Raw genomic sequence first — 23,515 nt, 5'->3', positions numbered from 1 at the left:
GAGGAGGATGGGCGTGGGAGAGTTCGTAACCCTTGAGGTCAAGGACGGGGTCGGCACGATCCGGCTCGACCGGCCGCCGGTCAACGCCCTGAACGCCCAGGTCACCGCCGAGCTCGCCGAGCTGGCGAAGGAGGTCTCCGAGCGTGACGACGTCCGCGCGGTGATCCTCTACGGCGGCGAGAAGACCTTCGCCGGCGGCGCGGACATCAAGGAGATGGCCACCCGCACCTACCCGGAGATCGCGAAGTTCGGCGCGACCCTCACCGGCACGCTGGCCGCCATCGCGAACATCCCGAAGCCGGTTGTCGCGGCCATCACCGGGTACGCCCTCGGCGGCGGCCTCGAGCTGGCGCTGACCGCGGACTGGCGGGTCGCCGGCGACAACGTCAAGGTCGGCCAGCCCGAGATCCAGCTCGGCGTCATCCCCGGCGCGGGCGGCACCCAGCGCCTCGCCCGGCTGATCGGGCCCAGCAAGACCAAGGACATCGTCTACACCGGACGGTTCGTCAAGGCCCAGGAAGCACTGGCTCTCGGGATCGTCGACCAGGTCGTCGCGCCGGACGACGTCTACGCGGCCGCGCACAAGTGGGCGGCGCAGTTCGCGAACGGCCCCGCCGTGGCGCTGCGCGCGGCGAAGGCGGCCATCGACGGCGGTCTCGACATGGACCTGCCGAACGCGCTCAAGCTCGAGTCGCACCTGTTCGCCGCCCTCTGGGCGACCGAAGACCAGCAGAACGGCATGAAGTCGTTCATCGAAAACGGGCCCGGCAAGGCCACTTTCGAAGGGAAATGACGCCTTGACCGACGTGAACGACCCGGCGCCGAACCCGCACGCCACCGCCGAAGAGGTCCAGGCGGCCTACGCCGACCCGAAGCTGGCGAACGTGCTGTACCACGACTGGGAAGCCGGGACCTACGACGAGAAGTGGTCCATCTCCTACGACGAGCGCTGCATCTCCTACGCCACCGACGTGTTCAACGCCGTCGCGGGCGAGGACGGCCAGCCGTACCAGCACGCGATGGAGCTGGGCAGCGGCACCGGCTTCTTCCTGCTGAACCTCATGCAGGGCGGCGTCGCCAAGAAGGGCTCGGTCACCGACCTCTCGCCCGGCATGGTCCAGGTCGCGCTGCGCAACGCCGAGAAGCTCGGCCTCGACGTCGACGGCCGGGTCGCCGACGCCGAGCGCATCCCGTACGACGACAACACGTTCGACCTGGTCGTCGGGCACGCGGTGCTGCACCACATCCCGGACGTCCAGGCGGCGTTCCGCGAGGTGCTGCGCGTGCTCAAGCCGGGCGGCCGGTTCGTCTTCGCCGGCGAGCCGACGAAGATCGGCGACTTCTACGCCCGCAAGCTCGGCCAGTTCACCTGGTTCCTGACCACCCGCGTGACGAAGCTGCCCGCGCTGCGCGGCTGGCGCCGTCCGCAGGAGGAGCTCGACGAGTCCTCGCGCGCCGCCGCGCTGGAGGCCGTCGTCGACATCCACACCTTCGACCCGTCGGAGCTGGAGGGGTGGGCCCGCGGGGCGGGCGCCCAGGACGTCCGCGCGGTCACCGAGGAGTTCGCCGCGGCGCTCGCGGGCTGGCCGATCCGGACGTTCGAGGCCGCGGTGCCGCCGGAGAAGCTGACCGTCCGCTGGCGGCTGTTCGCCTACAAGCTGTGGCTGCGGCTGTCCGCCGTGGACAAGAAGCTGCTGGCGAAGGTGCTGCCGCGCGAGCTGTTCTACAACGTGATGATCACCGGGACCAAGCGGCCGTCCTGAGTGGGTTATTCGTTCAGCCTCGGCGACGTCGCCTTCCTGCGCTCCGGCGCGGGTGAGGCGGCGCTCGCCGAGGTCTCGGCCCTGCCGCTGACCGACCGCATCGCGTCCGTCGCCCGGGTGCGCCGCCTGGTCGGCGACGAGCACGCGGCCGCCGTCCTGGAAACGGTGCTGCTGCGCCGCAAAGCCGCGTCCAAAGTGGATTCGGACGGCTGGCTGTTCACGTCGGATGCGCTCCAGCAGGCGAGCGCCACGCCCGTCGCGCGGCACCGAGCCGCTCGCCTGGCCGGGCTCGACGTCCACGACGTCACGTGTTCCGTGGGCGCCGACCTCGTCGAAATCGCCCGGGTGGCGCGGCGCACGCTGGGGTCCGATCTGGACCCGGTACGGCTGGAGATGGCCCGCCACAACGGAACCACCGCGGGCGTCGCGTTCGGGCTCGTCCGCGCCGACGCGCTGCGGCCGGTCAGCCGGGACGCCGTGGTCGTCGCCGATCCGGCCCGCCGGGACTCCGCCGGCCGGCGGTCCTGGAAACCGGCCGACTTCGCCCCGCCGCTGGACGGCCTGGTCGAGGCCTGCCCGGGCCGCGCGCTCGCGGTGAAGTGCGCCCCCGGCCTCGACTTCGCGCTCACGCCGTGGGCCGACGAGGTCGAGCTGGTGTCGCTCGACGGGCAGGTGCGCGAGTCGTGCCTCTGGCGCGGCCTCGGCACCGGCGTCACCCGGCGGGCCACCGTGCTGCGCGCGGACGGGACACAGTGGACGGTCACCGACGCGGAACCGGACGAACTGCCCGGCCGGGAGCCGGGGGAGTGGATCGTCGACCCGGACGGCGCCGTCGTCCGCGCCGGGCTGGTCCGCCACTACGCGGCGCGCCACGGGTTGTGGCAGCTGGACGAACGCATCGCGTACCTGACCGGTGACACCCCGCCGCCGGGGGTGCGGGCCTTCCGCGTCCTGGAGCACGGGCCGTACACGGAAAAGGCGCTGAAGGCCGTCCTCAAGCGACACGACGTCGGGCGGCTGGAGATCCTGGTGCGGGGCCTGGACGTCGACCCGGACGCGCTGCGGCGGCGCCTGAAACCCCGGGGTGCCGCGGAAGCGTCGGTGGTGCTCACGCGGATCGGGCGCTCACCCGTCGCGTTCCTGTGCCGCGCTGAAAGAATCACGTGAACGGAAACTTTCGAGGGGTGGAACTCCGGGTGAACGTGACGTACGTTCCCCCAGTTGCCGAGTTTCACTGGAGGGTCGCCGTGTCGAACAAGTGGTCAGGTCTCGTCAAGCTCGCCGCCGCCGCGGCCATCGGCGCCACCGTCGCCTCGGGGGCCACCGCGCTCGCCGGCTCGGACGACTCGACCGCCGCCCGCTCGAAGGAGCCGGCCAACATCGGGAAGGTCAAGCTCGACGTCAAGGCCTACTACGGCGACTACCTCGACGCCGCCGGCAAGCACCACTACTCCGACACGAGCCAGTTCGTGAAGGACACCAACCGCATCGTCACCGACGCGAAGCGCTTCCTGCAGCAGCAGCTGGGCCGGGTGACGAACCCGGCGGTCGTGCTCGACGTCGACGACACCTCCGAGGTCACCTACGGCTGGGAGGCCGACAACGACTTCGGTTTCGACCCGGTCAAGCAGCAGCAGGCCATCGACAACGGCACCTTCGACGCGAACAAGCCGGTGCTGGAGCTGGCCAACTGGGCCGCGCAGCACGGCGTCAAGGTGTACTTCCTGACCGGCCGCAACGAGTTCCAGGGGCCGCAGTCGCTGAAGAACCTCGCCAACGAGGGCTACCCCGCGCCGGCGGGCGCGTTCTTCAAGCCCAAGACCACCGCGCCCGACTACCTGCCGTGCGGGCTGACCTGCAACACCGTCCAGTACAAGTCGGGCACGCGGGCGCACATCGAGGCGACCGGCGCGAAGATCGTGCTGAACCTCGGTGACCAGTTCAGCGACCTCGAAGGCGGCTACGCGCTGCGTCCGGTCAAGCTGCCGAACCCGATGTACTACCTGCCCTGATCGCGGAATAACCACCGGGCCCGGTGTGCTGCTCCTGGTACACAGGACTCTCAGGGAGCTGACATGGCGAAGCAGGTTCTGCAGCCGGGCCCGGACCACCCGATCACCGTCGAGCCCACGAAGGCGCGGGTGGTGGTCAAGGCGGGCGGGCGCGTCGTCGCGGACAGCCGCAACGCGTTCACCCTGCAGGAATCCACGTACCCGGCGGTCCAGTACATCCCGCTGGCGGACGTCGATCCCGCGGTGCTGGAGCGGACCGACCACGAGACGTACTGCCCGTACAAGGGCGAGGCCGGCTACTACAGCCTCCACGTCGGGGACGTGCGGGCCGAGAACGCGGTCTGGACGTACGAGAAGCCGTACGACGCGGTCGCGCCGATCAAGGACCACGTCGCGTTCTACCCGAACGTGGTGGATTCGATCGAGCTGGTCGAGGACTGAGCTGGACCTCGACCTGCTGAAGACGTTCCTGGCCGTCCACCGGGCAGGCTCGCTGACCGGCGCGGCACCGTCGCTGGGGTTGTCCCAGCCGACGGTGACCGCGCAGGTCAGGGCCCTCGAGGAGCAGCTGGGACAGCAACTGTTCGTCCGGCGCGCGCGGGGCGTGACCCCGACGTCGGTGGCCGACGAACTGGCCGCCCGCGTGGCTCCACACGTCGACGCGCTGTCCGACGTCGTCGTGGGGCGCACCGACCCGTTCGCGACGCCGGTGCACCTGGCCGGCCCGGCCGAGCTGACCACCGCGCGGGTGCTGCCCGCGCTGGCGGGCCTGGTCGGGTCCGGGCTCAAGCTCCGGGTGACGTTCGGCCTGGCCGACAACCTCCTCGCCGGGCTCGCGCACCGGCGCTTCGACCTGGTCGTTTCCACGATCCGGCCGCGCGGCCGCGGCTTCACGGCGACGCCGTTGACCGACGAGGAGTTCGTCCTGGTCGGCCGCCGCGGCTTCGACGGCGACCCCAGGACGGCGCCGCTGGTCGCCTACGCCGAAGACCTGCCGATCATCCGCCGCTACTGGCGTTCGGTGCTGGGCGTGCGGCCGCCGGCGGGTCCCGCCGTGGTCGTCCCGGACCTGCGCGGTGTCCTGACGTGCGTGCTGGCCGGGTTCGGCGTCAGCGTGCTCCCGCGGTACCTCTGCGCGGCCGAACTCGCGTCGGGTGACCTGGTCGCGCTGCTGGAGCCCGAGGAGCCGCCGATCAACACGCTCTTCGTCGTCAGCCGGGCGGAGCCGTGCCGGGCGGGTCCGGCGGCGGTGCGGGACGCCCTGCTCGCCGACGCCGCCGGGTGGTGACGACGGAACCGGAGATCATCCCGGCGAGTCCCAGTCCGGCAAGGCGGAGCCGACTGAGGGAGCTCGATGAACACCTGGAAGAGGAAGGCCGCCGTCGTGACGGCGAGCGTCGCGGTCGCGATCGGGACGACCGCCGTCGCCGCCGGACCGGCCGTGGCGGCGATCAGCTGCGAGACGTCGTCGAGCGGGAAGCTCGCTTCGTTCTACTCGGGGCTTTCGGCGTCCTACGCGTATGACGGACGCTTCGCGAAGGGCCCGGCGGTGCCGGAGCTGGAGACGTACACGCCGCAGGGCATCGCCACCTGGTACGGCTGGGACGGCGGGAACGACCTCCTGGTGATCGCGGCCTACCGCGACGGCCACGACGCCCACCTGATCGGGATCGACGCGAAGACCGGCAAGCACGTCGGCACCGTCGCCATCGCGGCGACGCACGCGGGCGGCATCGCGATCACCCAGGGCTGGGCGTTCGTGCAGGGGTCGGGCGACTCGATCCGCAAGTACCGGCTGTCCGAGCTCAAGGCGGCGATGAAGAAGTCCGGGACGCCGTACCTCAAGCAGGTCGGCGAGGCCCGCACGGTCTACGGCGCGTCGTTCCTGACCAGCTACGGCGACAACCTGTACTCGGGCAAGTTCAGCGAGACCGGCCGCGAGAAGATGTACCGCTACAAGGTGGGCACCGACGGTTCGCTGACCACCCAGTCCGGCGCGTACGAGGTGCCCACCAAGACCCAGGGCCTGATGGTGACCCGGTCCCACTTCGTGTTCAGCACCTCGTACGGCAACGACAACCGCGGCAACATCTACGTCGTCGACGCCGGCGCGCGGGACATCGACCGGTCTTCGACCCGGTGCTACCGCTCGCCCAGCATGAACGAGGGCATGACCGAGTCGGGCGGTTACGCCTACCTGGTCTTCGAGTCGGGTGCCGCGCAATACGTCGCGAAGAACCCGCGGAACATCATCCGGAACCTGCACAAGGGCCGGGTTTCCGGGCTGTAGGGCTCAGGCCGGGGACGGCGCGCGGCGGCGTCCCCGGCCCCGCTCCAGCCACCATTCGGCGAACAGCAGCGGCAGCACCCAGCCGGTCCACGTGGTGATCCCGGCGATCGCCTGGACCATGGCGAGCTCGCTGCCGCCGAACGTCGTCTCCAGCTGCGGGGTGAACACCAGGAACCACACGACGCCCCAGATCCGGTTGCTGATGATCGACATGCACAGCGCGAAGCTGCGGATCATCCAGCGGCGGTGGTCGCCGAAGCGCCGGGCCCGCGCCATCCGGTAGCCCTGGACGGTGAAACCGAACCAGAGCAGTGAAAGCAGCACCGTCGACACCGCGCCGATCGGGCCGAACGCGGCGCCGAGGGCCACGAAGAACCCGGCGATCGACGCCGGGATCGCGCCGGCGAACACGTACACGCGGCCGGTCCGGCGGTGCACCGCCGGGTACCGCTGCCGCAGCCACGGCCAGATCTGCAGCGCGCACGTGACCATCGCGATGCTGGCGAAGCCGATGTGCGCCACCAGTACCGGGTAGTACCAGCCGAGCCCGGCGGGCGCGGGGACGCGCGACTGCGCCGCGTCCAGGCCGAGGTAGGGCGGCAGGGAGTAGACCAGGAACACCGTGACGAGCAGGCCCAGCGGGAACACCCACGGCCGGCGCCACCACGTCTTCTTCGCGGGCCGGGCCTCGGGCTTTTCGATCGTGGTCATGGGTCCCCCTGTTCGTACGGTGTATCGGGACCGTATTGACCAGCGGGAAGCCTCGGCAATGCCTGCTGGGAACAATGGGGGAGGACCCTGGAAGTGTTCTAGGCTGCTCCGTGAAGTGTTCTAGAACGGTGGAGGTGGCATGTGGCCGAACCGGCGCCCTACCTGCGGATCGCGGCGGACCTGCGGCGCCGGATCAGCGCCGGTGAACTGCGGCCCGGTGACCGCGTCCCGTCGACCCGCGCGCTGGTCCGCGACTGGGGTGTCGCGATGGCGACCGCGGCGAGAGCGCTCTCCGTGCTGGGCGAGCAGGGCTGGGTGCGCGCGGTGCCGGGCAGCGGCACGGTCGTGGCCGAGCGGGCACCGGTCAAGCCGCCCCTGGGCCGGGAGGGCCTGGTCCGCGCGGCCGTCGCGCTCGCCGACGCCGAAGGCCTCGCCGCGCTGTCGATGCGGCGGCTCGCCGCCGAGGTCGGCGTCGGCCCGATGGCGCTCTACCGGCACGTGCCGGACAAGGACGAGCTGCTCCGCCTGATGGCCGACGCGGCGCTCGGGGAAGCGGAACTCCCGGAGCCGGGGCCGGTGCCCTGGCGGCCACGGCTCGAACTGGCCGCCCGTGCGCAGTGGAGCGCCTACCGCCGTCACCCGTGGCTCGCGCCGATCCTGCTGAACTCGCTGGTCCGGCCGCCGATCGTGGCCGCCGGGCTCCGGCTGGTCGACTGGTCGCTGCGCGCGCTGGCCGGCACCGGCCTGCGGCGGCGGGTCAAGCTGCAGGTGATCATGACGCTCAACGGCTGGGTCGGCGGGCTCGCGGTGAGCAACTCCTTCGAAGTCCAGGCGGAGCAGGAAAGCGGCATCTCGGGCGACCAGCGGCTCGAGGCGGACCTGTCCCTGCTGCTGGGGTACCTGGAGTCGGGCCGGTTCCCGGAGCTGGCCGAGGTGCTGGCCGGGCTGGACGACGTCGACCTCGACGAGGCGTTCGAGTTCGGGCTGCGCCGCCAGCTCGACGGCATCGGCGTGCTGCTGGGGGAACACCGGTCGGTTTGACGGATGGTCACGGCGCCCGGCCCGGCCACGCTGGGGCCCATGAGCGAGAACGACGAAGAAGCCCGCCGCTACAGCCGTCGCCGGCTCCTGGCCACCGGCGGGATCGCCGCCGGGGTGGGTGCGGTCGCCGGCGTCGCCGGCGGGGTGGCCCTGGTGCAGGGCGGGGCGAAGACACCGCAGATCGCGCCGTCGGCGGCGCGGCGGTTCGCGGGGAAGGTCGTGCTGGTCACCGGGGCGACGTCGGGGATCGGCCGGGCGGCCGCGGTGCGGTTCGCGGCCGAGGGCGGGAAGGTCGGCTTCTGCGGGCGCCGCGAGAACCTCGGCGCTTCGGTCGAGCGTCAGATCCGCGACGCGGGCGGCGAAGCGACGTACGTGCGCGCCGACGTCCGGTCCGAAGACGACGTGAAGCGATTTGTCGACACGGTCGCCGGCAAATACGGCGGGCTGCACGTGTGCTTCAACAACGCGGGCGTGACCGTCCAGAAGCCGCTGGACGAGTACACCGCGGCCGAGTGGGACGACGTGGTGGGAACCAACCTGCGCGGGAACTTCCTCGCGCTGAAGTACGAGGTGCCGCACCTGAAGGCGGCGGGCGGCGGGACAGTGGTGGTCACGGCGTCGTCCAACGCGCTGGCCACCGACGCCGGCCGCGCCGCCTACACGGCGTCGAAACGCGGCCTGGTCGGCCTGGTCCAGACCGCGGCCCTGGACTACGCCGGGCACGGCATCCGCGTCAACGCGCTGGTGCCCGGCACGACGAACACCGAGCTGGTCCGGCGAGCGGGTGGCGCGATGGACCTGCCGGACGCGGTGTGGGACGCGATGGCGGCGAACTGGGCCCTCACGAACGTCCCGGGGTTGAAGCGGATGGCCACGGCGGACGAGATCGCGGTCTTCGCACTGGCCCTGGCTTCGGGCGACTTCCCGTACCTGACCGGTGCTCAGCTGGTGATCGATGGCGGAAAGACCGCGCACGCCTAGACTGGTGGCGGTGCTGATCACCACGGAACGGCTCACGCTGCACGCGTGGTCCGAAGAGTTCTTCGACGACTTGTTCGCCCTGGCCCAGATTCCCGAGACGGTCCGCTACGTCGGCACCGGCGAGCCGTGGACCCGCGAATACACGCTCGGCAAGCACCGAGCGACGCTCTCGCACTGGGCCGAGCACGGCTTCGGCTGGTTCGCGGTGTCCGCGGCCCCCGGTTCCTTCGACGGCGTGGTGTCGCTGGTCCGCCGCGGCGCCCCGGAGTCGGGCCTCGGCTTGCCGGCGGTGGAGATGGGCTGGTGGATCGCCCCCGCCGGCTGGGGCCGGGGGTACGCGACGGAGGCGACGACGGCGGTCCGAGACAAGGTCTTCGAGTCCGGCTGGGCGGACCGCCTGATGGCGGTGTACGAACCGGTGAACAAGGCTTCGGCGCGGGTCGTGGAGAAGCTCGGGTTCACGCCGCACAGCAAGTTCACCCTGGACGGCCGGGAGGAGCAGCGGGCGGTCCTGGACCGTCCGGTCCGCCCCACCTAGGTCGTCTCGCGCATGCAGATTTCGGTGAAGACGTGACCCTCGGGAATCACGCGGAACGAATGCCCGGTCCGGACGGTGAGGGTGAGCATGATCTTGCCGGTCCCGGTCCGCCGGTAACCGCTGTGGTCGGGCACGTAACCCGCGGCCCTGATCCTGCCGGCGAGCACCCGCCGGACCTCGGCCACGGTGCCGGAGCGGATGGTCTGCAGGCACATCGAAGCCTGGTGGCCGAGGGCCGCCCACCGCCGGCGGTTCTCGTACACCAGCAGCAAATAACGTCCACGCATCCGGCGCCTCCCCAGGTCCGCCCCCTGCCGGCAGGGTACGCGCTCCGGTCAGGCGTGCGCCGGAACCGGGACGTCGCCGATCCAGCGGCGCACCGCCTCCGCCAGACCCGCGTCACCGGAGCCGGGCGTGCCCACCCACGCCACGTGCCCGTCCGGCCGCAGCAGCACCGCCTCGATGTCCGAAGTGGACGGAGAGGCGGCGTGGACCACCTCGACCGCCGGTGCCCACGCCGCCAGCGAGCCCGTGAGGTCCAGCAGCACCGGACGTCCGGCGTGCAGCAACGCGGCCAGGTGGGTCGGGTGCCCGGAAACCGAGAGCGGAACGTCCGGCGCCAGCCGCCCCAGCCACGGGTGCCCGCCCGGTTCGTAGCAGGCGTCCAGGCCGGTGATGATCTCGGCCAGCGCCCGGTTCCCCGCCGGGTGCGCGGCGACGCGGCGCATCAGGTCGGCCCACGGCTCCCCGGCGGCTTCCTCCAGCGCGACCTGCGCCCGCGTGTTGGCCAGGATCCGTTCCCCCGCCGCGTGCCGCTCGTCGTGGTAGGTGTCCAGGAGAGCGTCCGGCGCGGTCCCGCGGACCACGGCGGCGAGCTTCCAGCCCAGGTTGAAGGCGTCGTCGAGGGCGACGTTCACGCCGATCGCGCCCGCCGGCGGGTGGATGTGCGCCGCGTCGCCGGCGAGCAGGACGCGTCCGGAGCGGTAGCGCTCGGCCAGCCGCGCGGCGTCGCCGAAGCGGCTCAGCCAGCGGGGCGCGCTCAGTTCGACGTGCCGGCCCAGCACCGCGTCGACCTGCGCCTGGAGCCGGTCGAGGGTGACGGGCGTGTCCTTGTCCGCGGGCGGGTCGTCCTCGCGGACGACGATCCGGACGTACCCCGGCCGCGGGATGACGAACACGCTGCGGCCGTCCGGCCCGGCCGACGGTCCGTACGGCAGCTCGCATTCGACGTCGCCGAGCAGGGCGAACCAGCGCGCGTCGACGCCGGGAAAGCCGATGCCGGCCTGCTTTCGCACGGTGCTGCGCCCGCCGTCGCACCCCACGAGGTACCGCGCCCGGATGGTCTGTCCATTGTGGATCACCGCGGTGACGCCGTCGGGGAGCGGGGTGAACGACTTCAGTTCGTGGCCGCGCCGGATTTCGACGCCGAGTTCGAGGGCCCGGGCTTCGAGGACCTCCTCGACCCGGGTCTGCGGGATGCCCAGCGAGAAGGGGTGACCGGTCGCCGCGCCGTCGAGCAGCAGCGGCCCGGGCAGGCCGGTGACCGGCGCGTGCGGCACGCGGTGGCCTTCGGCGACCAGCCCTTCGGCCAGCCCGCGCCGGGCCAGCAGGTCCAGCGAGCGCGAGTTGAGGTTGAAGCCGCGGCAGTACGGCGGGCGCTCCGGGTGGCGTTCGACGATCGTGGTGCGGACGCCGGCCAGCGCGAGCTCCGCGGCGAGCAGCAGGCCGGCCGGGCCGGCGCCGGCGACGAGGACATCGGTTTCGAGCACGGTTCTTCCCCTCAGAAGTGTTCGGGCCAGGGCAGGGAGCCGGACCGGATTTCGGCGGCGGTGCGGCGCGCCCAGTCCAGTTCGGCCTGCCAGGCGTGCCGGACGAACTCGACCTCGATCATGAACAGCCGCGGCGCGCCCTTGCCGACGGTGTCCGCGAGCGCGGTGTCCGCGCCCTCGATGCGTTCGGCGAGGTGGCGGGCGCGTTCCTCCAGCGCGTCGGCGGCGCGCTCCGGTCCCAGCGCGCCCAGGTAGCTGACCGCCGCGACGAACTTCGGGTACTCGGCGACCGGCACGCGGACCAGCTCGTCGAGCCAGGCGACGAACTCCTGGCGGCCGAGTTCGGTGTGCGCGTAGACGGTCCGCTCCGGCCGGTTGCCCTCCCGCACCGTCTCGACGGGCTCGATCCAGCGGTGCTTCGCCAGCGACTCCACGGTGTCGTAGAGCGAGCCGGGGTTGATCTTGAAGGTCGTGTCCTTGTAGCGCTCGCGCAGCGTGGACGCCATTTCGTACGGGTGCATCGGGCGTTCCAGCAGCAGGCCGAGCAGGGCCAGCGCGAGGGTGTTGCGGATCTTGCGTGGTGGCACTAGTCGCTCCCTATTAGTCGGAACCGACTATACGACCGCCGTCAAGTCAGGTTTTCGACGCAGGTGCGCAGCAGGTCGGCCAGGTGGCGCTGCTGATCGGCCGAGAGGTCGCCGAGCATCTCCGTCTCGACCTGCGTGACCAGCTCCTCGGCGGCGCGCAGCTTCGCGTGGCCGGACGGCGTCAACTCGACCGGGCGCGCCCGGCCGGTGCTCGCCTGCTCCGCCACGGTGACCAGCCCGGCCGACCGCAGCCCGCCCAGGACGTCCCGCAGCGACTGCCGGGTGACGAAGGTGATCCGGGCGAGCTCGGCCGACGACGCGCCGGGGTGGTCGTCGAGCGCGCGCAGCACGGCGTACTGCGACATCGACAGCTCGATCGGGCGCAGCCGGTCGGTGCACGCCTGGTTCAGCGCCTGCTGGGCGCGTTTGATCAGGTAGCCGGGCCGGCCGCCGGTCGGGACTGGACTCATGACAGGAACCTTACAGACCGGCCTGGCCGCTCAGAAGCGCGTGTGCTCCAGCCAGTGCCGGAACAGGTCCGCGTCGCCGGACACGGTGAGCCGGGGGTCGTCTTCGGGGAGGCGCCCGGCGAGCGCGAGGAGCAGGTCGGCGGCGCGGCCCGCGACGACGACGTCGGCCTCGGCGTGCCCGTGCCCCACTTCGACGCCCGACGGCGTCCGCCGGACCAGCCAGTCGAGCCCGGGCTCGGTGGCGTGGAACAGCAGGGTCTCGCCGGTGCCCCGCAGCGGCGTCCGGTCCAGCGCCGGGTGGTACTGGCGCGAAAAGACGGCGACCAGGCCGAGGCCCTCGGCGATGCCGTCCGCGGCGAGCTCGGCGTCGACGTCGTACGGCGTTTCCGTGGCGAAGGCGGCGTCCGCGCGGTGGACGACGGTTTCGTGGGTGAGCCGCCGCGTCCAGAACCCGGCCCGGCGATCGGGCGTCCAGGTCGACGTCGGTGTCTCCGGGCCGACTTCGGCCACCACGGCGACGAGCCGTTCCGCGCCGTCGACCAGCCAGCCGCCGAGGGCGTCGAACGCGGGCGGGTCGTCGACCGTGACCGCGTCGAAGGGCACGTACCCGGTGGGCCGGCTCGCGATGATCGCGGCGGACTTGTGGTAGGCCAGCCCGACGTGGCAGGTCAGGTCACGCAGTGTCCACTCCGGACACGTCGGCACGCGCAGCGCCGGTTCGGCGCCCGCGATCGTCGTCCCGAACCGCTCCGCTTCCGCGACGAGGGCGACGGCCAGCCGGTCGTGGCTCAGGGTCTTCACCCGGCCACCGTAAACCGGGCGGCGGCGGCCGTGGGGTCATGATCCGCTGCCCCGAAGGCCACCTCCCGGGACCTGGACGGGTGCCTCCGCGGTGCCGGACGATGACTTCCGGAGCCGGGCGGCGCGCGTCAGCAGGTACCGCCGCTCCGGGGTGTTGGCGGTCCGCGCGGCCGCCGCGTCGTAGTGCCGGACGGCGGCGGCCCCGTCGCCGGCCAGCTCCAGCAGGTGCGCGCGGGCGGCGTCGGGCCGGTGCCCGGCCAGGTCGAGCGTGTCCAGCAGCGCGAGCCCGGCGGCGGGCCCGTGCACCATCGCCGTCGCGATCGCGCGGTTGAGCGACACCACCGGGTTGTCCGTCATCCGGTCCAGCAGCCGGTAAGTGCCCAGGATCCGGGGCCAGTCGGTGTCTTCGAAGCGCGGCGCGACGTCGTGGGCGGCGGCGATCGCGGCCTGCAGCCGGTACTCGCCGGCGTCGCCGCGCCCGAGCGCTTCGGTGACCAGCGCGACGCCCTCCCGGATCTGCGCGCGGTCCCACTTCGCCCGGTCCTGCTCGGCCAGCGGCACCAGCTCGCCGGACGGACCGGTCCGGGCCGGGCGCCGCGCGTCGGTGAGCAGCATGAGCGCCAGCAGCCCGGTGACTTCGCCGTCGTCCGGCAGCATCCCGTGCAGCAGCCGGGTCAGCCGGATCGCCTCGCCGGACAGCTCGGTGCGGTGCAGGCGGCCGCCGGCGCTGCTCGTGTAGCCCTCGTTGAACAGCAGGTAGAGCACGTGCAGCACCGACCGCAGCCGGGCTTCGCGCTCGCCGTCGTCCGGCAGCCGGAACGGCACGGCCGAGGCCTTGATCCGCGCCTTGGCGCGGCTGATCCGCTGCGCCATGGTCGCCTCCGGGACCAGGAACGCCCCGGCGATCTCGGCCGTGGTCAGGCCGCCGACCGCGCGCAGCGTCAGCGCGATCGCCGACGCGGGCGTCAGCGCCGGGTGGCCGCACAGGAACAGCAGGACCAGCGTGTCGTCGGTGTCCGGGACCGCCGCGGGCGGGGGTTCCTGGGCCGCCGCGTCCTCCCGGCGGCGCCGCGCCTGGTCGCCGCGGAGCTGGTCGGTCAGCCGGTTGACGGCGGCCTGCAGCAGCCACCCGCGCGGGTTGTCCGGCAATCCGCCGGACGGCCAGTGCTTCGCCGCCGCGAGCAGCGCCTCCTGGACGGCGTCCTCCGCGGCGTCGAAGTCGCGGAACCGCCGCGCGACGACGCCGAGGACCTGCGGCGCGAGCGTGCGCAGCAGGTCCTCGACCCCTTCGCCGGGCATCAGGCGGGCGCGCTCATCACCTGGCGCACCTCGATCGGGTGCTGGATCGGCACGCCGTCCGGCCCGGGCGCGGCCGAGACCTGCGCCGCGATCTCCAGCGCGCGGTCCTCGCTGTCGACGTCGACGAGCCGGTAGCCGGCCAGCAGTTCCTTGCCCTCCGGGTACGGCCCGTCGGTGACCACCGGGCTGCGCCGGCCGTCGGAGACGACGGTCTTCGCCGCGTCCGGCCCGGCCAGGCCCTGCGAATCGACCAGCTCGCCCTTGTCCCGCAGTTCGTCGTCGAGCGCTTGCTGGAACGCGATGTGCGCCCGGATGTCCTCCAGCGGCCACTCGCCCATGGGGACGTCACACCCGGCGGCGGTCGTGTAGCTCTGCAGCAGCAGGTACTTCGGCATGTTCGGCTCCTGTTCCGCGCCTTCGGCCGGCGCGTTCACGGGTAAGGACGGAGCCCGGCCCGCGGTCTCTACATCGGCGGCGCACTTTTCCGCGCTTCGGAGGGTAATCGCTACGGTGGCCGGATGACCGGGGAGTTGAAACGCGCCCGCCTGGGGGTTTCCGCCGTGTTCGCCGTGTGCGGCGCCGCGTTCGCGACGTGGCTGGCCCGGGTGCCCGCGGTGCAGGAACAGCTGGGCCTGACCACGGGACAGCTGGCGACCGGGCTGTTCGGGCTCGCGGCCGGGTCGGTGCTGGCGCTGCTGGGCGCGGGGGCCCTGCTCACCCGGATCGGCAGCCGCGCGGCCGTCGTGCTGGGCGCGGCCGTGCTGTGCGCCGGCCTGCCGCTGGTCGCGTTCGCGTGGTCCGCGCCGGTGTTCGTCGCCGCGCTCGTCGTGCTCGGCGTGGGCAACAGCCTGCTCGACGTCGCGATGAACGCGCACGCCGCCCGGGTCGAGGAGGGCTACGGACGCCCGATCTTCGCCGGGTTCCACGCCTTCTGGAACATCGGCGGCCTCGCCGGTTCGGGCGTCGACGCGCTGATGGAGGCCGCGCACGTCCCGGTGTCGGTGCACTTCCCGATCGCCGGCGCGGTGCTGCTCGCGCTCGCGCTGTGGGCCGCGCGCACCCGGCTCCTCACCGGCGCGGACCGCGGCCAGGGCGACGCCGCGTTCGCGTGGCCGAGCCGGGCGCTGGTGCCGCTGGGCGTGCTGGCGTTCTGCGGGTTCGTCGCCGAAGGCGCGGTCAACAGCTGGAGCGCGGTGTACCTCGCCGACGTCACCGGCGCGACACCCGCGCTCGCCTCGCTGGGCTACTTCGCCTTCTCCGGGACGATGATCGCGGTCCGCCTGGTCGCCGACCGCGTCGTCGCGCGGACGGGCGCGGTGCGGTTCGTCCGCGTGGCGACCACGGTCGCCGTGCTGGGGTTCGCCCTGGTCCTCGCCGTGCCATCGCCGGTCGCCGGGGTGCTCGGCTTCGCCGTGGTCGGGCTCGGCGTCGCCGGGATCGTGCCGATCGCGTGGAGCGCGGCGAGCCGGAAGCAGGCGGACGCGCCGGGCCGGGCGGTCGCCGCCGTCGCCGCGTGCGGCTACCTGGGCTTCCTCGTGGAGCCCGTGCTGGTCGGCGCCCTGGCCACCCGGATCGGCCTGCACTGGGCGCTGTCGTCGGCGGTCGTCGTCACCTTCGCGATCCTGTTCCTGGCGCCGTCGCTGCGGGTGCGGGACCCGGCGCTCACGCGGTGAGCAGCCGCTTCAGGCCTTCGGCGGACGGACTGCCCGGCGCCGCCGTGTAGACGATCAGCCGGTGCTCGTGCCCCGGGACGGCGAGGATCTCGCAGTCCAGCTCCAGCGGGCCCGCGACCGGGTGGACGGTCCGCTTGGTCAGCGTCCGCTGCACGACGACTTCCCGCTCCGCCCAGAGCCGGGCGAACTCCGGGCTCTCGGCGAGCAGTTCGTCCACCAGGGACCGGACGGCGGCGTCGGCCGGGTACCGCCCGCCGGCGCGCAGGTCCGCGACGCACTGCCGGGCCAGCTCCAGCCGGTTCCCCGTGATCGTGTCGCCGGTGTCGAACAGCCGGCGCAGGCGGTTGCGCCGCTTCGGCGGCAGCGCGGCCGGGTCGCCGATCAGTGCGACCAGCATCCGGTTCCAGGCCACCAGGTCGTAGCCCGCGTCGATCACCATCGCCGGCACGGCGTCGAGCCGGTCGAGCAGCCGCAGGACGTTCCCGGGCACCGGCCGCGGCGACGGCGCCGGACCGGAGTCGGTCAGCCGCCGGAGGTACGCGTGTTCGTCGCCGGTCAGCCGCAGCGCGCGCCCGAGCGCGGTGAGGACCTGCTCCGACGGCCGCGGCCCCCGGCCCTGTTCGAGCCGCACGTAGTAGTCGACGGAAATCCCGGCCAGCAGCGCCACTTCCGTGCGCCGCAGCCCCGGCGTCTGCCGCCGTGGCCCGGGCGCGAGCCCGACGTCGGCGGCCTGCAGCCGGGCCCGCCGGCTGCGCAGGAACGCGCCCAGCTCCACCCTGTCCATCGTCCCATCATCACCCCGCGGCGGGGTGGTACCGCCAGTGCCTACCCCGGTCCGGGCACCCGGGACGAGCCTGGGCGCATGACGATTCTGGTGACCGGGGCCCGGGGGAACGTCGCCCGTGCCCTGGTGGCAAACCTGCTCGAAGCCGGGTACGAAGTCCGTGCGGCCGGCCGGGATCCGGGCCGCGCCCGGCTGCCCGGCGGCGTCGAGGTGGTCGCGGCCGACCTGGCCCGGCCCGAAGGCTGGGACGCGGCCTTGAGCGGGGTCACGAAGGCGTTCCTCTACGCCGGCACGGCCGGGCTCGGCGGGTTCCTCGCCCGGGCGGGCGGCCTGGCCCACGTCGTCCTGCTGTCCGCGGCGGGCGCCGACCCAGCGTCGGGCGACGCGATCACCCGTGCCCACGGCGAGGCCGAGCGGGCCGTGCGCGATTCGGGGACGCCGTGGACGTTCCTGCGTCCCGTGGGTTTCGCGGCCAACCGCCTGCTGTGGGCGGAGCCGATCCGCGCGGCGGGCGTGGTGCGCGACCCGTTCCCGGACTCGCACGCGGCGCTGATCCACGAGGCCGACATCGCCGCCGTCGCCGCGAGCGCGTTGACGTCGTCGGGGCATGCCGGCGCGGAGTACACGCTGACCGGACCGGAATCGCTCACCGTGCGGCGCCAGGCTTCGCTGATCGGCCGGGCGGCCGGACGTCCGGTCCGCGTCGAGGTCCAGGACCTCGACGACTACCGCCGCGAACTCACGGCGGCGTTCGCGGCCCGCGGCCTCGGCAACGTGGGTTCGGCCGACGTGGTCGAAGCCCGCATGCAGCGCCTGGCCGCCCTGGTGGGCCACCCCCAGCCGACGACGGCGACCGTCGCGGAGATCACCGGCCGCCCGGCGCGGGGGTTCGCCGAGTGGGCTGCAGACCACGCCGGGGATTTCGCGTGACCGGGTCGCGCAGCAGCCGGTCGCCGCCGACCTCCACGCGGCCGCCCGGCGCGGGCCGGGGATTTCGCGTGGCCGGGTCGCCGCCGATCTCCTCGCGGCCGCCCTGGCCGGGACTCGCGTGACCGGTCAGCCCTCGTGTTCGCGCAGCAGCCGCCGGACGGCTTTCCGGTCCCCGCCCACCTCCACGCGGCCGTCGGCGATCGCGGCGTCGAGGTCCGACGGCTTCTCGAGCAGGGCGTTCAACGTCGGCGGGTCGGTCCGGAGCGTGGCGTCCGGTGCCGCGGGTTCGCCCGGCTCGACCGTCAGGCGGCCGGGCTCGGTGCGGACCGTCCACACGCGAGCGTCCAGTTCGACGCGGTAGCACGCCGACCCGCGCGGGCGGGCGGAGCCGCGGAGGAACAGGAGCACCGAGGTGACGCCCAGGTTCGCGGACCGGGGGAGCGGGACCCGGGCGCCCCAGGCCCCCAGCGCGAGCACGACCGGCTCCAGTTCGCGGCCCCACTCCGTCAGCTCGTAGACGGTCGAGCCCGCCGGCGGCGGCAGTTTCCGGCGCGCCACGACGCCGTGGCCTTCGAGCTCCCGCAATCGGTCGGTGACGAGGTTCGAGCTCGCGCCCGGCAGCGCGCGCCGGACGTCGGAGAACCGCTGCGGCCCGAGCAGCAGCTCGCGCACGACGAGCAGCGCCCAGCGTTCGCCGACGACGTCCAGCGCGCGGGCGATCGTGCAGGCGTCCCCGTAGCTGCGGCTCGTCGGCATGGTGCCAATCTACAACTAAGAGGTTGTTTTTAACAACTAGCACGGAGTACGGTGGCGGTCTCGGACGTCGACGGGAAGGAACGGTCATGGGCCGGCCGGTCGTGCACTTCGAAATCATCGGCAGCGACCCCGCGCGGCTGCGCGGGTACTACGGCGAGCTGTTCGGCTGGGCGTTCGACACTTCGGGTCCCGTGTCGGACCAGGTGTCGGAGCCGGGCAACTACGGGTTCGTGGAAACGGACGGCATCCCGGGCGGCGTCGGCGGCGGCGCGGGACACGAGAGCCACGTCGTGTTCTACGTGGGCGTCCCGGACGTCGCGGCTGCGCTGGCCGAGGCCGAGCGGCTCGGCGGAACCCGCCGGATGGGCCCGGACCGCGCGCCGGGGCGGGACCTGGTCGTCGCCCACTTCAGCGACCCGGAAGGGAACCTGATCGGCCTCGCGGGCCCGGCCTGACGCTTGACCTCCACCTCGCTGGAGCTCCAAGACTGGCGGCATGACGATCTGGATCTGCGGAACCTGCGGGGTCGAGCACCCCGACACCGAACAACCCCCGGCCGGCGCGTGCGCGATCTGCGCCGACGACCGCCAGTGGGTCCCGGCCGCCGGGCAGGTGTGGACGACGTTGGACGAACTCGCCGCCGGCGGCCACGAAGTGGTGCACCAGGAACTGGAACCGGGCCTGCACCGCTTCAACCGGGAACCACCGTTCGGCATCGGCCAGTGGACGCACCTGGTCCGGACCGCCCGGGGCAACCTGCTGTGGGACCCGCCGAACCACCTCGACCCGGCGCTGGCCGCGAAGATCGAGGAACTCGGGGGCGCCGCGGTGATCGTGGCCGGCCACCCGCACATGTACGGCTCCCAGGTCTCCTGGAGCCACCGCCTCGGGCGCGTTCCCGTGCTCGTGCACACCGCCGACCGGCAGTGGGTGCGGCGGGAGGATCCGGTGCTCCGTGAGTGGTCCGGCACCGAGCGGATCCTCCCCGGCGTGACGCTCGTCGAGGCGGGCGGGCACTTCCCCGGTGCGGCGGTGGCCCACGTCGGGAACGACACCGGCGGCACCCTGCTGGCCGGCGACACGATCGTGCCGGTGGCCGCGGCCGGGTGGGTGACGTTCATGCGCAGCTACCCCAACAAGATCCCGCTCTCGGCCGCCCTGGTGCAGCGAATCGTGGACCGGCTCGAACCGTACGAGTTCGACCGGCTCTACGGCCTGCCCGGCGGCACGGTGCTGGGTGACGCCAAGGGCTCGGTGCGCCGGTCCGCGGAGCGCTACATCGCCTGGGTGAGCGGCGCGAACGACCACCTCGGCTGACTGCCGGGAGGAAGGTGCCGGCGGCGCCTTCCTCCCGGCGGGATCAGCGGGCGGGCTCGCCGAACCAGCGGGCGAGGTGGTCGTCCAGGTCCCGCTGATCGTCGCCGATCCAGGCGACGTGCCCGTCGGGGCGGAGCAGGACGCACGGAACGTCCAGGGCCGCGGTGGGATCCGCGAGGTGGTCGACGCGGTCCGACCAGCCGCCGGCGGTCAGGCGTTCGGTGCGGTCCAGCAGCAGGCCGCGGCCGCGATGCAGCAGGTCGTAGAGGCGGCCCGGTTTCACGTCGATGTCGCGCAGGCGGCGGCCGAGCAGGTCGGGACCTTCGCCGAAGTCGTAGCGGATGTCGATCGCGGTGATCTTCTCGATCAGGAAGCGGTTGACCTCGTCGAAGTCCATCAGTTCGGTGAACAGCCTGCGCAGGGCCCGCGGGCCCGGTTCGGGGGACAGCAGGGCGTTCTGGGCACGGGTGTTGTCCAGCACGTCCGCGGCGACCGGATGACGTTCGGCCTCGTAGGTGTCCAGCAGGGTGTCCGGCGCCCAGCCGCGGAGCTGCGCGGCCAGTTTCCAGCCGAGGTTGAAGGCGTCCTGGACGCCCAGGTTGAGGCCCTGCCCACCGGTGGGCGGGTGGATGTGCGCCGCGTCGCCGGCCAGCAGGACCCGCCCGACCCGATAGCGTTCGGCCAGCCGGGTCGCGTCCCCGAAACGGGACAGCCAGCGCGGGGAATGCACGCCGAAATCGGTGCCGGCGATGGCGCGCAGCCGGTCTTGGAAATCCTCGAGGGTGGGCGGTTCCGCGCGATCGCGGACGCCCTCGGCGGGGACGACGACGCTGTAGACGCCGGCGCCGAAAGGCCTGACCCAGAACGGTTTGTGGGTCTCTTGGACTTCGGCCACCTTGGCGGCGATCTCCTCCGGCGGCACCCCGGCTTCCATCTCGCCCATCAGCGTCTCGGTCCGCGAGGGCTCGCCGGGGAAGCCGACGCCGAGCAGTTTTCGCACGGTACTGCGCCCGCCGTCACAGCCGACGAGATAGCGCGTACGCAGCCGTTCTCCGTCGGCCAGTTCGACGGTCACCCCGTCGTCGTCCTGCTCGAACCCCGTCACCGCACCGCCGCGGCGGACCTCCGCACCCAGGTCGACCGCGTGTTCTTCGAGAAGGCGTTCGATGACCGGCTGCGGGATGCCCAAGAGGTAGGCGTGCGCGGAATCCAGGTCCCGGGGCGCGGGTTTGGCGATGGCGGCGAAGAAACCGGCAGCCGGACGCTGCCGTCCGTGCGCGAGAAGGCGATCCAGCAGTCCGCGCATGGCCATCAGCTCGAGGCTGCGGACGTGCAGGCCGACGATGCGGACGAACGACTTGGGCTCGGTTTCCTTCTCCAGCACGAGTACGCGCACACCGCGCAGCCGCAGTTCGCCGGCCAGGGTCGCGCCGGTCGGCCCGCAGCCGGCGATGATCACGTCGAACTTCGGAGAGTCCATGGTGGTGCCTTTCGGGAGTGCCTGGTGGTCGAGGCGCTCCCGGCGACACCTACGTCAGTCGCCGGCCGTGACGGGCAGGGGGAGCACCCACGTCGATACAGCGGTCATGGGTCTCACCTCCTCGGGCGGGTCACGGTCGGCTGCAAGGTACAAGCCCGGGCGCGACCCCGTCCAGTCCTTTTCCGGCCCCCGGCTCAGGCCGTCGGGCGGCCCGCTCCCGCGTAGTCGTCGCCGTCCCTGCGGTACGAGTGGACCTGCACCGCCTGGCCGGTCTGCGGCGCGTCGATCATCTGCTGGTTGCCGATGTACAGCCCGACGTGGTGGATCTTCGTCGCCGGCTCGCCGTAGAAGATCAGGTCGCCCAGCTGCGGGTCGGTCACGTGCGGGACGCTCCGGAACTGCGTGTCGGCCGTGCGCATCAGCTTGACCCCGGCGCTCGCGTACGCCGCCGTCGTCAAGCCCGAGCAGTCGAAGCCCGGGTCGTTGCCGCCGGTGCCGTTGCCGCCCCAGATGTAGGGGAGGCCGATCTTGTCGATGGCGAAGTTGACCGCGCTCAGCACCGCCGCGTTCGGCGCGGCCGAGCCCTGGCCGACCGTGCCGTAGACGTTGACCGTCGCCAGCGTCCGGTGCAGGAACAGCGGCGCCGCCTGCAGCGTGCTGACCGCGTCCCACCAGGTCTGGCCCTGGGACAGGTCGTGGCCGTCGGCGCACAGCGCCCGCCCGGTGGTCAGGGCCGCGTCGTCGATGTTCTGCACGTCGGGCTTCCCGCCCGAGTAGCTCGCCTGGTACTGGCCCCAGATGGCGGGGGACAGCTGCATCGGCCCGGCGGCGTTCGCCGTCGAGACGACCTTGTTGTAGAAGTCGCGCACCTCGATCGTGCCGAGCGGCTTGTCCAGCACCCCGGTGGTGCCGAGCTGCCCGCTGCGCGCCCGGCCGTGGTCGGAGGTCACCTTGCCGACCGCGGCCAGCGTCACCCACGACAGGTGACAGCCCGGGACGTCCTTGCCCAGCTTCGTCGTCGCCTTCGCGTAGCCGACCATCGCGCGCAGCGGGATGTCGAGCCACTGGCTGGTCTTGGACGCCCAGGCGTCGAACTCGCTCGCTTCCGGCACCTTCGGCGGCGTCGGCGTCTGCGGCGTGGTCTTCGGGGCGGACGTCGTCGTCGGCGGCGGCGGCATTGTCGCGGCGGCGTTCGTGGTTGCCTGCTGCTTCGGCGCCAGCTGGACGCCGACGACCAGCGCGGCCGCGACCACGACCACGGCGGACACGACGATCGCGGCCTTCCGGCGGCGCGGTTCGCGGGGCGTCTCGTCCGCGACGACGTCGGGTTCTTCGCTCACCGGGCGGCCCCGGTCAGCCGGTCGAGCACGAAGCCGCGCAGGCCGTCGAGGTCGGTGTCCATGGCGACCTCGATCGGACGGCCGGGGCTGAACTGCGGGTCGTCCTCGCCGAGCCGCCGCCGGTCGACCAGGGTCTGCCCGCGTGCCGGGCCGAGCCCGCAGTCGACGTCGACGCGGTAGGTCTCGGTGTGCAGGATCCCCGGCGAGATGGCCTCGGCGACCGCGACGGCGTCGTGCATGACCATCCGGTCCTCGCCGAACACGCGCGTGTAGTGCTGCCGGTAGGTCGAGGTGAGGCCTTCGAGGGTGGCGCCGACCGGCCCCGACGCCGCGAGCTTCGCCAGCCACTCGCCGTCGACGGCGCAGCGGTGGGTGAGGTCGAGCGGCACGAGCACGACCGGGACGTCCTCCTCGACCAGCACCCGGCGGGCCGATTCAGGGTCGCTCCAGATGTTGAACTCGGCGGCGGTGGTGCTGTTGCCGAACGTCACGCCGCCGCCCATGATCACCAGCCGCGCGATCTTCGCCGCCGCGCCCGGGTGCGCCGCGAGCAGCGCGGCGATGTTCGTCAGCGGTCCGATCGGCGCGATGGTCACCGGCTCGTCGGCGGTTTCCAGCAACTCGAGCATCAGGCTGACGGCGTCGCGCTCTTCGAGCGGCCGGCTCGCCTCGGGCAGGGTGTAGGAGTGGCCCGACAGGCCGTCGCCGCCGTGGACCTCCTTGGCGTCGCGCGGCTTGGAGTAGACGAGCGGCCGCGCGGCTCCGGCGGCCACGGGCACGTCGGTGCGGCCGAACAGCTCCAGCAGCCGCCGCGCGTTCGAAGTCGTCCGCTCGATCGGGACGTTGCCGAACACCGACGTCACGCCCAGCAGGTCGACGTCCGGGGACAGCGCCGCCAGCGCGATCGCCAGCGCGTCGTCGACGCCCGGGTCGGTGTCGATGATCAGCTTCGTGCCCATCCAGCTCCCCTTGC

At 72.9% G+C, this 23,515-nt stretch carries 27 protein-coding genes; 14 read left to right on the top strand and 13 right to left on the bottom strand.

The window, feature by feature from the left end; translation table 11 throughout:
- The first annotated feature begins 13 nt into the window (after positions 1-13).
- From ACH54P_RS20935 to ACH54P_RS20905, 7 genes are all read left to right on the top strand, one after another.
- Entirely contained in the window at positions 14-793 is a 780-nt protein-coding gene (locus tag ACH54P_RS20935) for an enoyl-CoA hydratase/isomerase family protein (RefSeq protein ID WP_489915221.1), read from the top strand.
- A 4-nt stretch (positions 794-797) separates the two neighbouring features.
- A complete protein-coding gene (locus ACH54P_RS20930; protein WP_489915219.1) occupies positions 798-1,763 on the top strand; it encodes a class I SAM-dependent methyltransferase in 966 nt (321 codons plus the stop codon).
- On the top strand, positions 1,764-2,930 hold the full coding sequence (locus tag ACH54P_RS20925) for a class I SAM-dependent methyltransferase (RefSeq protein ID WP_489915217.1): 1,167 nt from the start codon (positions 1,764-1,766) through the stop codon (positions 2,928-2,930).
- Between the two features lie 80 nt (positions 2,931-3,010).
- Complete coding sequence (locus tag ACH54P_RS20920) at positions 3,011-3,775, top strand: HAD family acid phosphatase (RefSeq protein WP_489915215.1); 765 nt, start codon at positions 3,011-3,013, stop codon at positions 3,773-3,775.
- 63 nt (positions 3,776-3,838) lie between these two features.
- Entirely contained in the window at positions 3,839-4,216 is a 378-nt protein-coding gene (locus ACH54P_RS20915; RefSeq protein ID WP_489915213.1) for a DUF427 domain-containing protein, read from the top strand.
- Positions 4,191-5,063 (top strand): LysR family transcriptional regulator, encoded by an 873-nt coding sequence (locus ACH54P_RS20910; RefSeq protein ID WP_489916548.1) that lies wholly within the window; start codon positions 4,191-4,193, stop codon positions 5,061-5,063. The genes ACH54P_RS20915 and ACH54P_RS20910 overlap by 26 nt, the downstream gene beginning before the upstream one ends.
- A 66-nt stretch (positions 5,064-5,129) precedes the next feature.
- On the top strand, positions 5,130-6,065 hold the full coding sequence (locus tag ACH54P_RS20905; RefSeq protein ID WP_489915211.1) for a hypothetical protein: 936 nt from the start codon (positions 5,130-5,132) through the stop codon (positions 6,063-6,065).
- Positions 6,066-6,068: 3 nt separating this feature from the next.
- Here ACH54P_RS20905 and ACH54P_RS20900 read toward each other — a convergent pair whose 3' ends face one another.
- Positions 6,069-6,776 carry a DUF2306 domain-containing protein gene (locus ACH54P_RS20900; RefSeq protein WP_489915209.1) on the bottom strand — a complete coding sequence of 236 codons (708 nt, stop codon included), beginning with the start codon at positions 6,774-6,776 and terminating at the stop codon, positions 6,069-6,071.
- Positions 6,777-6,917: 141 nt separating this feature from the next.
- Here ACH54P_RS20900 and ACH54P_RS20895 point away from each other — a divergent pair, with 141 nt between their 5' ends.
- From ACH54P_RS20895 to ACH54P_RS20885, 3 genes are read left to right on the top strand one after another with little or no spacing between them, the layout of a single operon-like run.
- A complete protein-coding gene (locus ACH54P_RS20895) occupies positions 6,918-7,817 on the top strand; it encodes a TetR/AcrR family transcriptional regulator C-terminal domain-containing protein (RefSeq protein WP_489915207.1) in 900 nt (299 codons plus the stop codon).
- 39 nt (positions 7,818-7,856) lie between these two features.
- Positions 7,857-8,798 (top strand): SDR family NAD(P)-dependent oxidoreductase, encoded by a 942-nt coding sequence (locus ACH54P_RS20890; protein WP_489915205.1) that lies wholly within the window; start codon positions 7,857-7,859, stop codon positions 8,796-8,798.
- A gap of 10 nt (positions 8,799-8,808) precedes the next feature.
- Positions 8,809-9,336 (top strand): GNAT family N-acetyltransferase, encoded by a 528-nt coding sequence (locus tag ACH54P_RS20885; protein ID WP_489915203.1) that lies wholly within the window; start codon positions 8,809-8,811, stop codon positions 9,334-9,336.
- Here the strand turns inward: ACH54P_RS20885 and ACH54P_RS20880 are convergent.
- From ACH54P_RS20880 to ACH54P_RS20850, 7 genes are read right to left on the bottom strand one after another with little or no spacing between them, the layout of a single operon-like run.
- The gene (locus ACH54P_RS20880) at positions 9,333-9,623 is read right to left on the bottom strand and encodes a hypothetical protein (RefSeq protein WP_489915201.1); all 291 of its coding nucleotides are present in this window, start codon (positions 9,621-9,623) and stop codon (positions 9,333-9,335) included. The genes ACH54P_RS20885 and ACH54P_RS20880 overlap by 4 nt on opposite strands.
- A 48-nt stretch (positions 9,624-9,671) precedes the next feature.
- A complete protein-coding gene (locus tag ACH54P_RS20875; RefSeq protein WP_489915199.1) occupies positions 9,672-11,105 on the bottom strand; it encodes an FAD-dependent monooxygenase in 1,434 nt (477 codons plus the stop codon).
- 11 nt (positions 11,106-11,116) lie between these two features.
- The gene (locus ACH54P_RS20870) at positions 11,117-11,692 is read right to left on the bottom strand and encodes a PadR family transcriptional regulator (protein WP_489915197.1); all 576 of its coding nucleotides are present in this window, start codon (positions 11,690-11,692) and stop codon (positions 11,117-11,119) included.
- A gap of 41 nt (positions 11,693-11,733) precedes the next feature.
- On the bottom strand, positions 11,734-12,162 hold the full coding sequence (locus ACH54P_RS20865) for a MarR family winged helix-turn-helix transcriptional regulator (RefSeq protein WP_489915195.1): 429 nt from the start codon (positions 12,160-12,162) through the stop codon (positions 11,734-11,736).
- 30 nt (positions 12,163-12,192) lie between these two features.
- The gene (locus ACH54P_RS20860; RefSeq protein ID WP_489915193.1) at positions 12,193-12,963 is read right to left on the bottom strand and encodes a maleylpyruvate isomerase family mycothiol-dependent enzyme; all 771 of its coding nucleotides are present in this window, start codon (positions 12,961-12,963) and stop codon (positions 12,193-12,195) included.
- Between the two features lie 36 nt (positions 12,964-12,999).
- Positions 13,000-14,262, bottom strand: coding sequence for an RNA polymerase sigma factor (locus ACH54P_RS20855; protein ID WP_489915191.1), 1,263 nt, complete (start codon positions 14,260-14,262; stop codon positions 13,000-13,002).
- Complete coding sequence (locus ACH54P_RS20850; protein WP_489915190.1) at positions 14,262-14,657, bottom strand: YciI family protein; 396 nt, start codon at positions 14,655-14,657, stop codon at positions 14,262-14,264. Before ACH54P_RS20850 ends, ACH54P_RS20855 begins: the two co-directional genes overlap by 1 nt.
- Positions 14,658-14,780: 123 nt before the next feature.
- Between ACH54P_RS20850 and ACH54P_RS20845 the strand changes: the two genes are divergently transcribed.
- Positions 14,781-15,935 (top strand): MFS transporter, encoded by a 1,155-nt coding sequence (locus tag ACH54P_RS20845; protein ID WP_489915188.1) that lies wholly within the window; start codon positions 14,781-14,783, stop codon positions 15,933-15,935.
- Here the strand turns inward: ACH54P_RS20845 and ACH54P_RS20840 are convergent.
- Entirely contained in the window at positions 15,925-16,719 is a 795-nt protein-coding gene (locus ACH54P_RS20840; protein ID WP_489915186.1) for a helix-turn-helix transcriptional regulator, read from the bottom strand. The two genes, ACH54P_RS20845 and ACH54P_RS20840, sit on opposite strands and share 11 nt — an antisense overlap.
- A gap of 78 nt (positions 16,720-16,797) precedes the next feature.
- Between ACH54P_RS20840 and ACH54P_RS20835 the strand changes: the two genes are divergently transcribed.
- A complete protein-coding gene (locus tag ACH54P_RS20835) occupies positions 16,798-17,649 on the top strand; it encodes an SDR family oxidoreductase (protein ID WP_489915184.1) in 852 nt (283 codons plus the stop codon).
- Between the two features lie 126 nt (positions 17,650-17,775).
- Here ACH54P_RS20835 and ACH54P_RS20830 read toward each other — a convergent pair whose 3' ends face one another.
- A complete protein-coding gene (locus tag ACH54P_RS20830; protein WP_489915182.1) occupies positions 17,776-18,405 on the bottom strand; it encodes a winged helix-turn-helix transcriptional regulator in 630 nt (209 codons plus the stop codon).
- Positions 18,406-18,491: 86 nt separating this feature from the next.
- Between ACH54P_RS20830 and ACH54P_RS20825 the strand changes: the two genes are divergently transcribed.
- Together ACH54P_RS20825 and ACH54P_RS20820 are read left to right on the top strand one after the other, a co-directional pair.
- Positions 18,492-18,860 (top strand): VOC family protein, encoded by a 369-nt coding sequence (locus tag ACH54P_RS20825; protein ID WP_489915180.1) that lies wholly within the window; start codon positions 18,492-18,494, stop codon positions 18,858-18,860.
- A gap of 40 nt (positions 18,861-18,900) precedes the next feature.
- Positions 18,901-19,722 carry an MBL fold metallo-hydrolase gene (locus ACH54P_RS20820; protein ID WP_489915179.1) on the top strand — a complete coding sequence of 274 codons (822 nt, stop codon included), beginning with the start codon at positions 18,901-18,903 and terminating at the stop codon, positions 19,720-19,722.
- A 43-nt stretch (positions 19,723-19,765) separates the two neighbouring features.
- Here ACH54P_RS20820 and rox read toward each other — a convergent pair whose 3' ends face one another.
- The 3 genes from rox to ACH54P_RS20805 all read right to left on the bottom strand — a co-directional run bounded on the left by rox (position 19,766) and on the right by ACH54P_RS20805 (position 23,501).
- Positions 19,766-21,202: a rifampin monooxygenase gene (gene rox / locus ACH54P_RS20815; RefSeq protein WP_489915177.1), complete on the bottom strand. Its 1,437-nt coding sequence runs from the start codon at positions 21,200-21,202 to the stop codon at positions 19,766-19,768.
- Positions 21,203-21,396: 194 nt separating this feature from the next.
- Positions 21,397-22,542 carry a C40 family peptidase gene (locus ACH54P_RS20810; RefSeq protein WP_489915175.1) on the bottom strand — a complete coding sequence of 382 codons (1,146 nt, stop codon included), beginning with the start codon at positions 22,540-22,542 and terminating at the stop codon, positions 21,397-21,399.
- Positions 22,539-23,501 (bottom strand): nucleoside hydrolase, encoded by a 963-nt coding sequence (locus ACH54P_RS20805; protein ID WP_489916546.1) that lies wholly within the window; start codon positions 23,499-23,501, stop codon positions 22,539-22,541. Before ACH54P_RS20805 ends, ACH54P_RS20810 begins: the two co-directional genes overlap by 4 nt.
- Positions 23,502-23,515: the final 14 nt, after the last annotated feature.

It is taken from the genome of Amycolatopsis sp. N2S4-7 (assembly GCF_058119595.1).
Note: the sequence above shows the minus strand (reverse complement) of the source record. Positions and strands in the feature narration are given on the sequence as shown.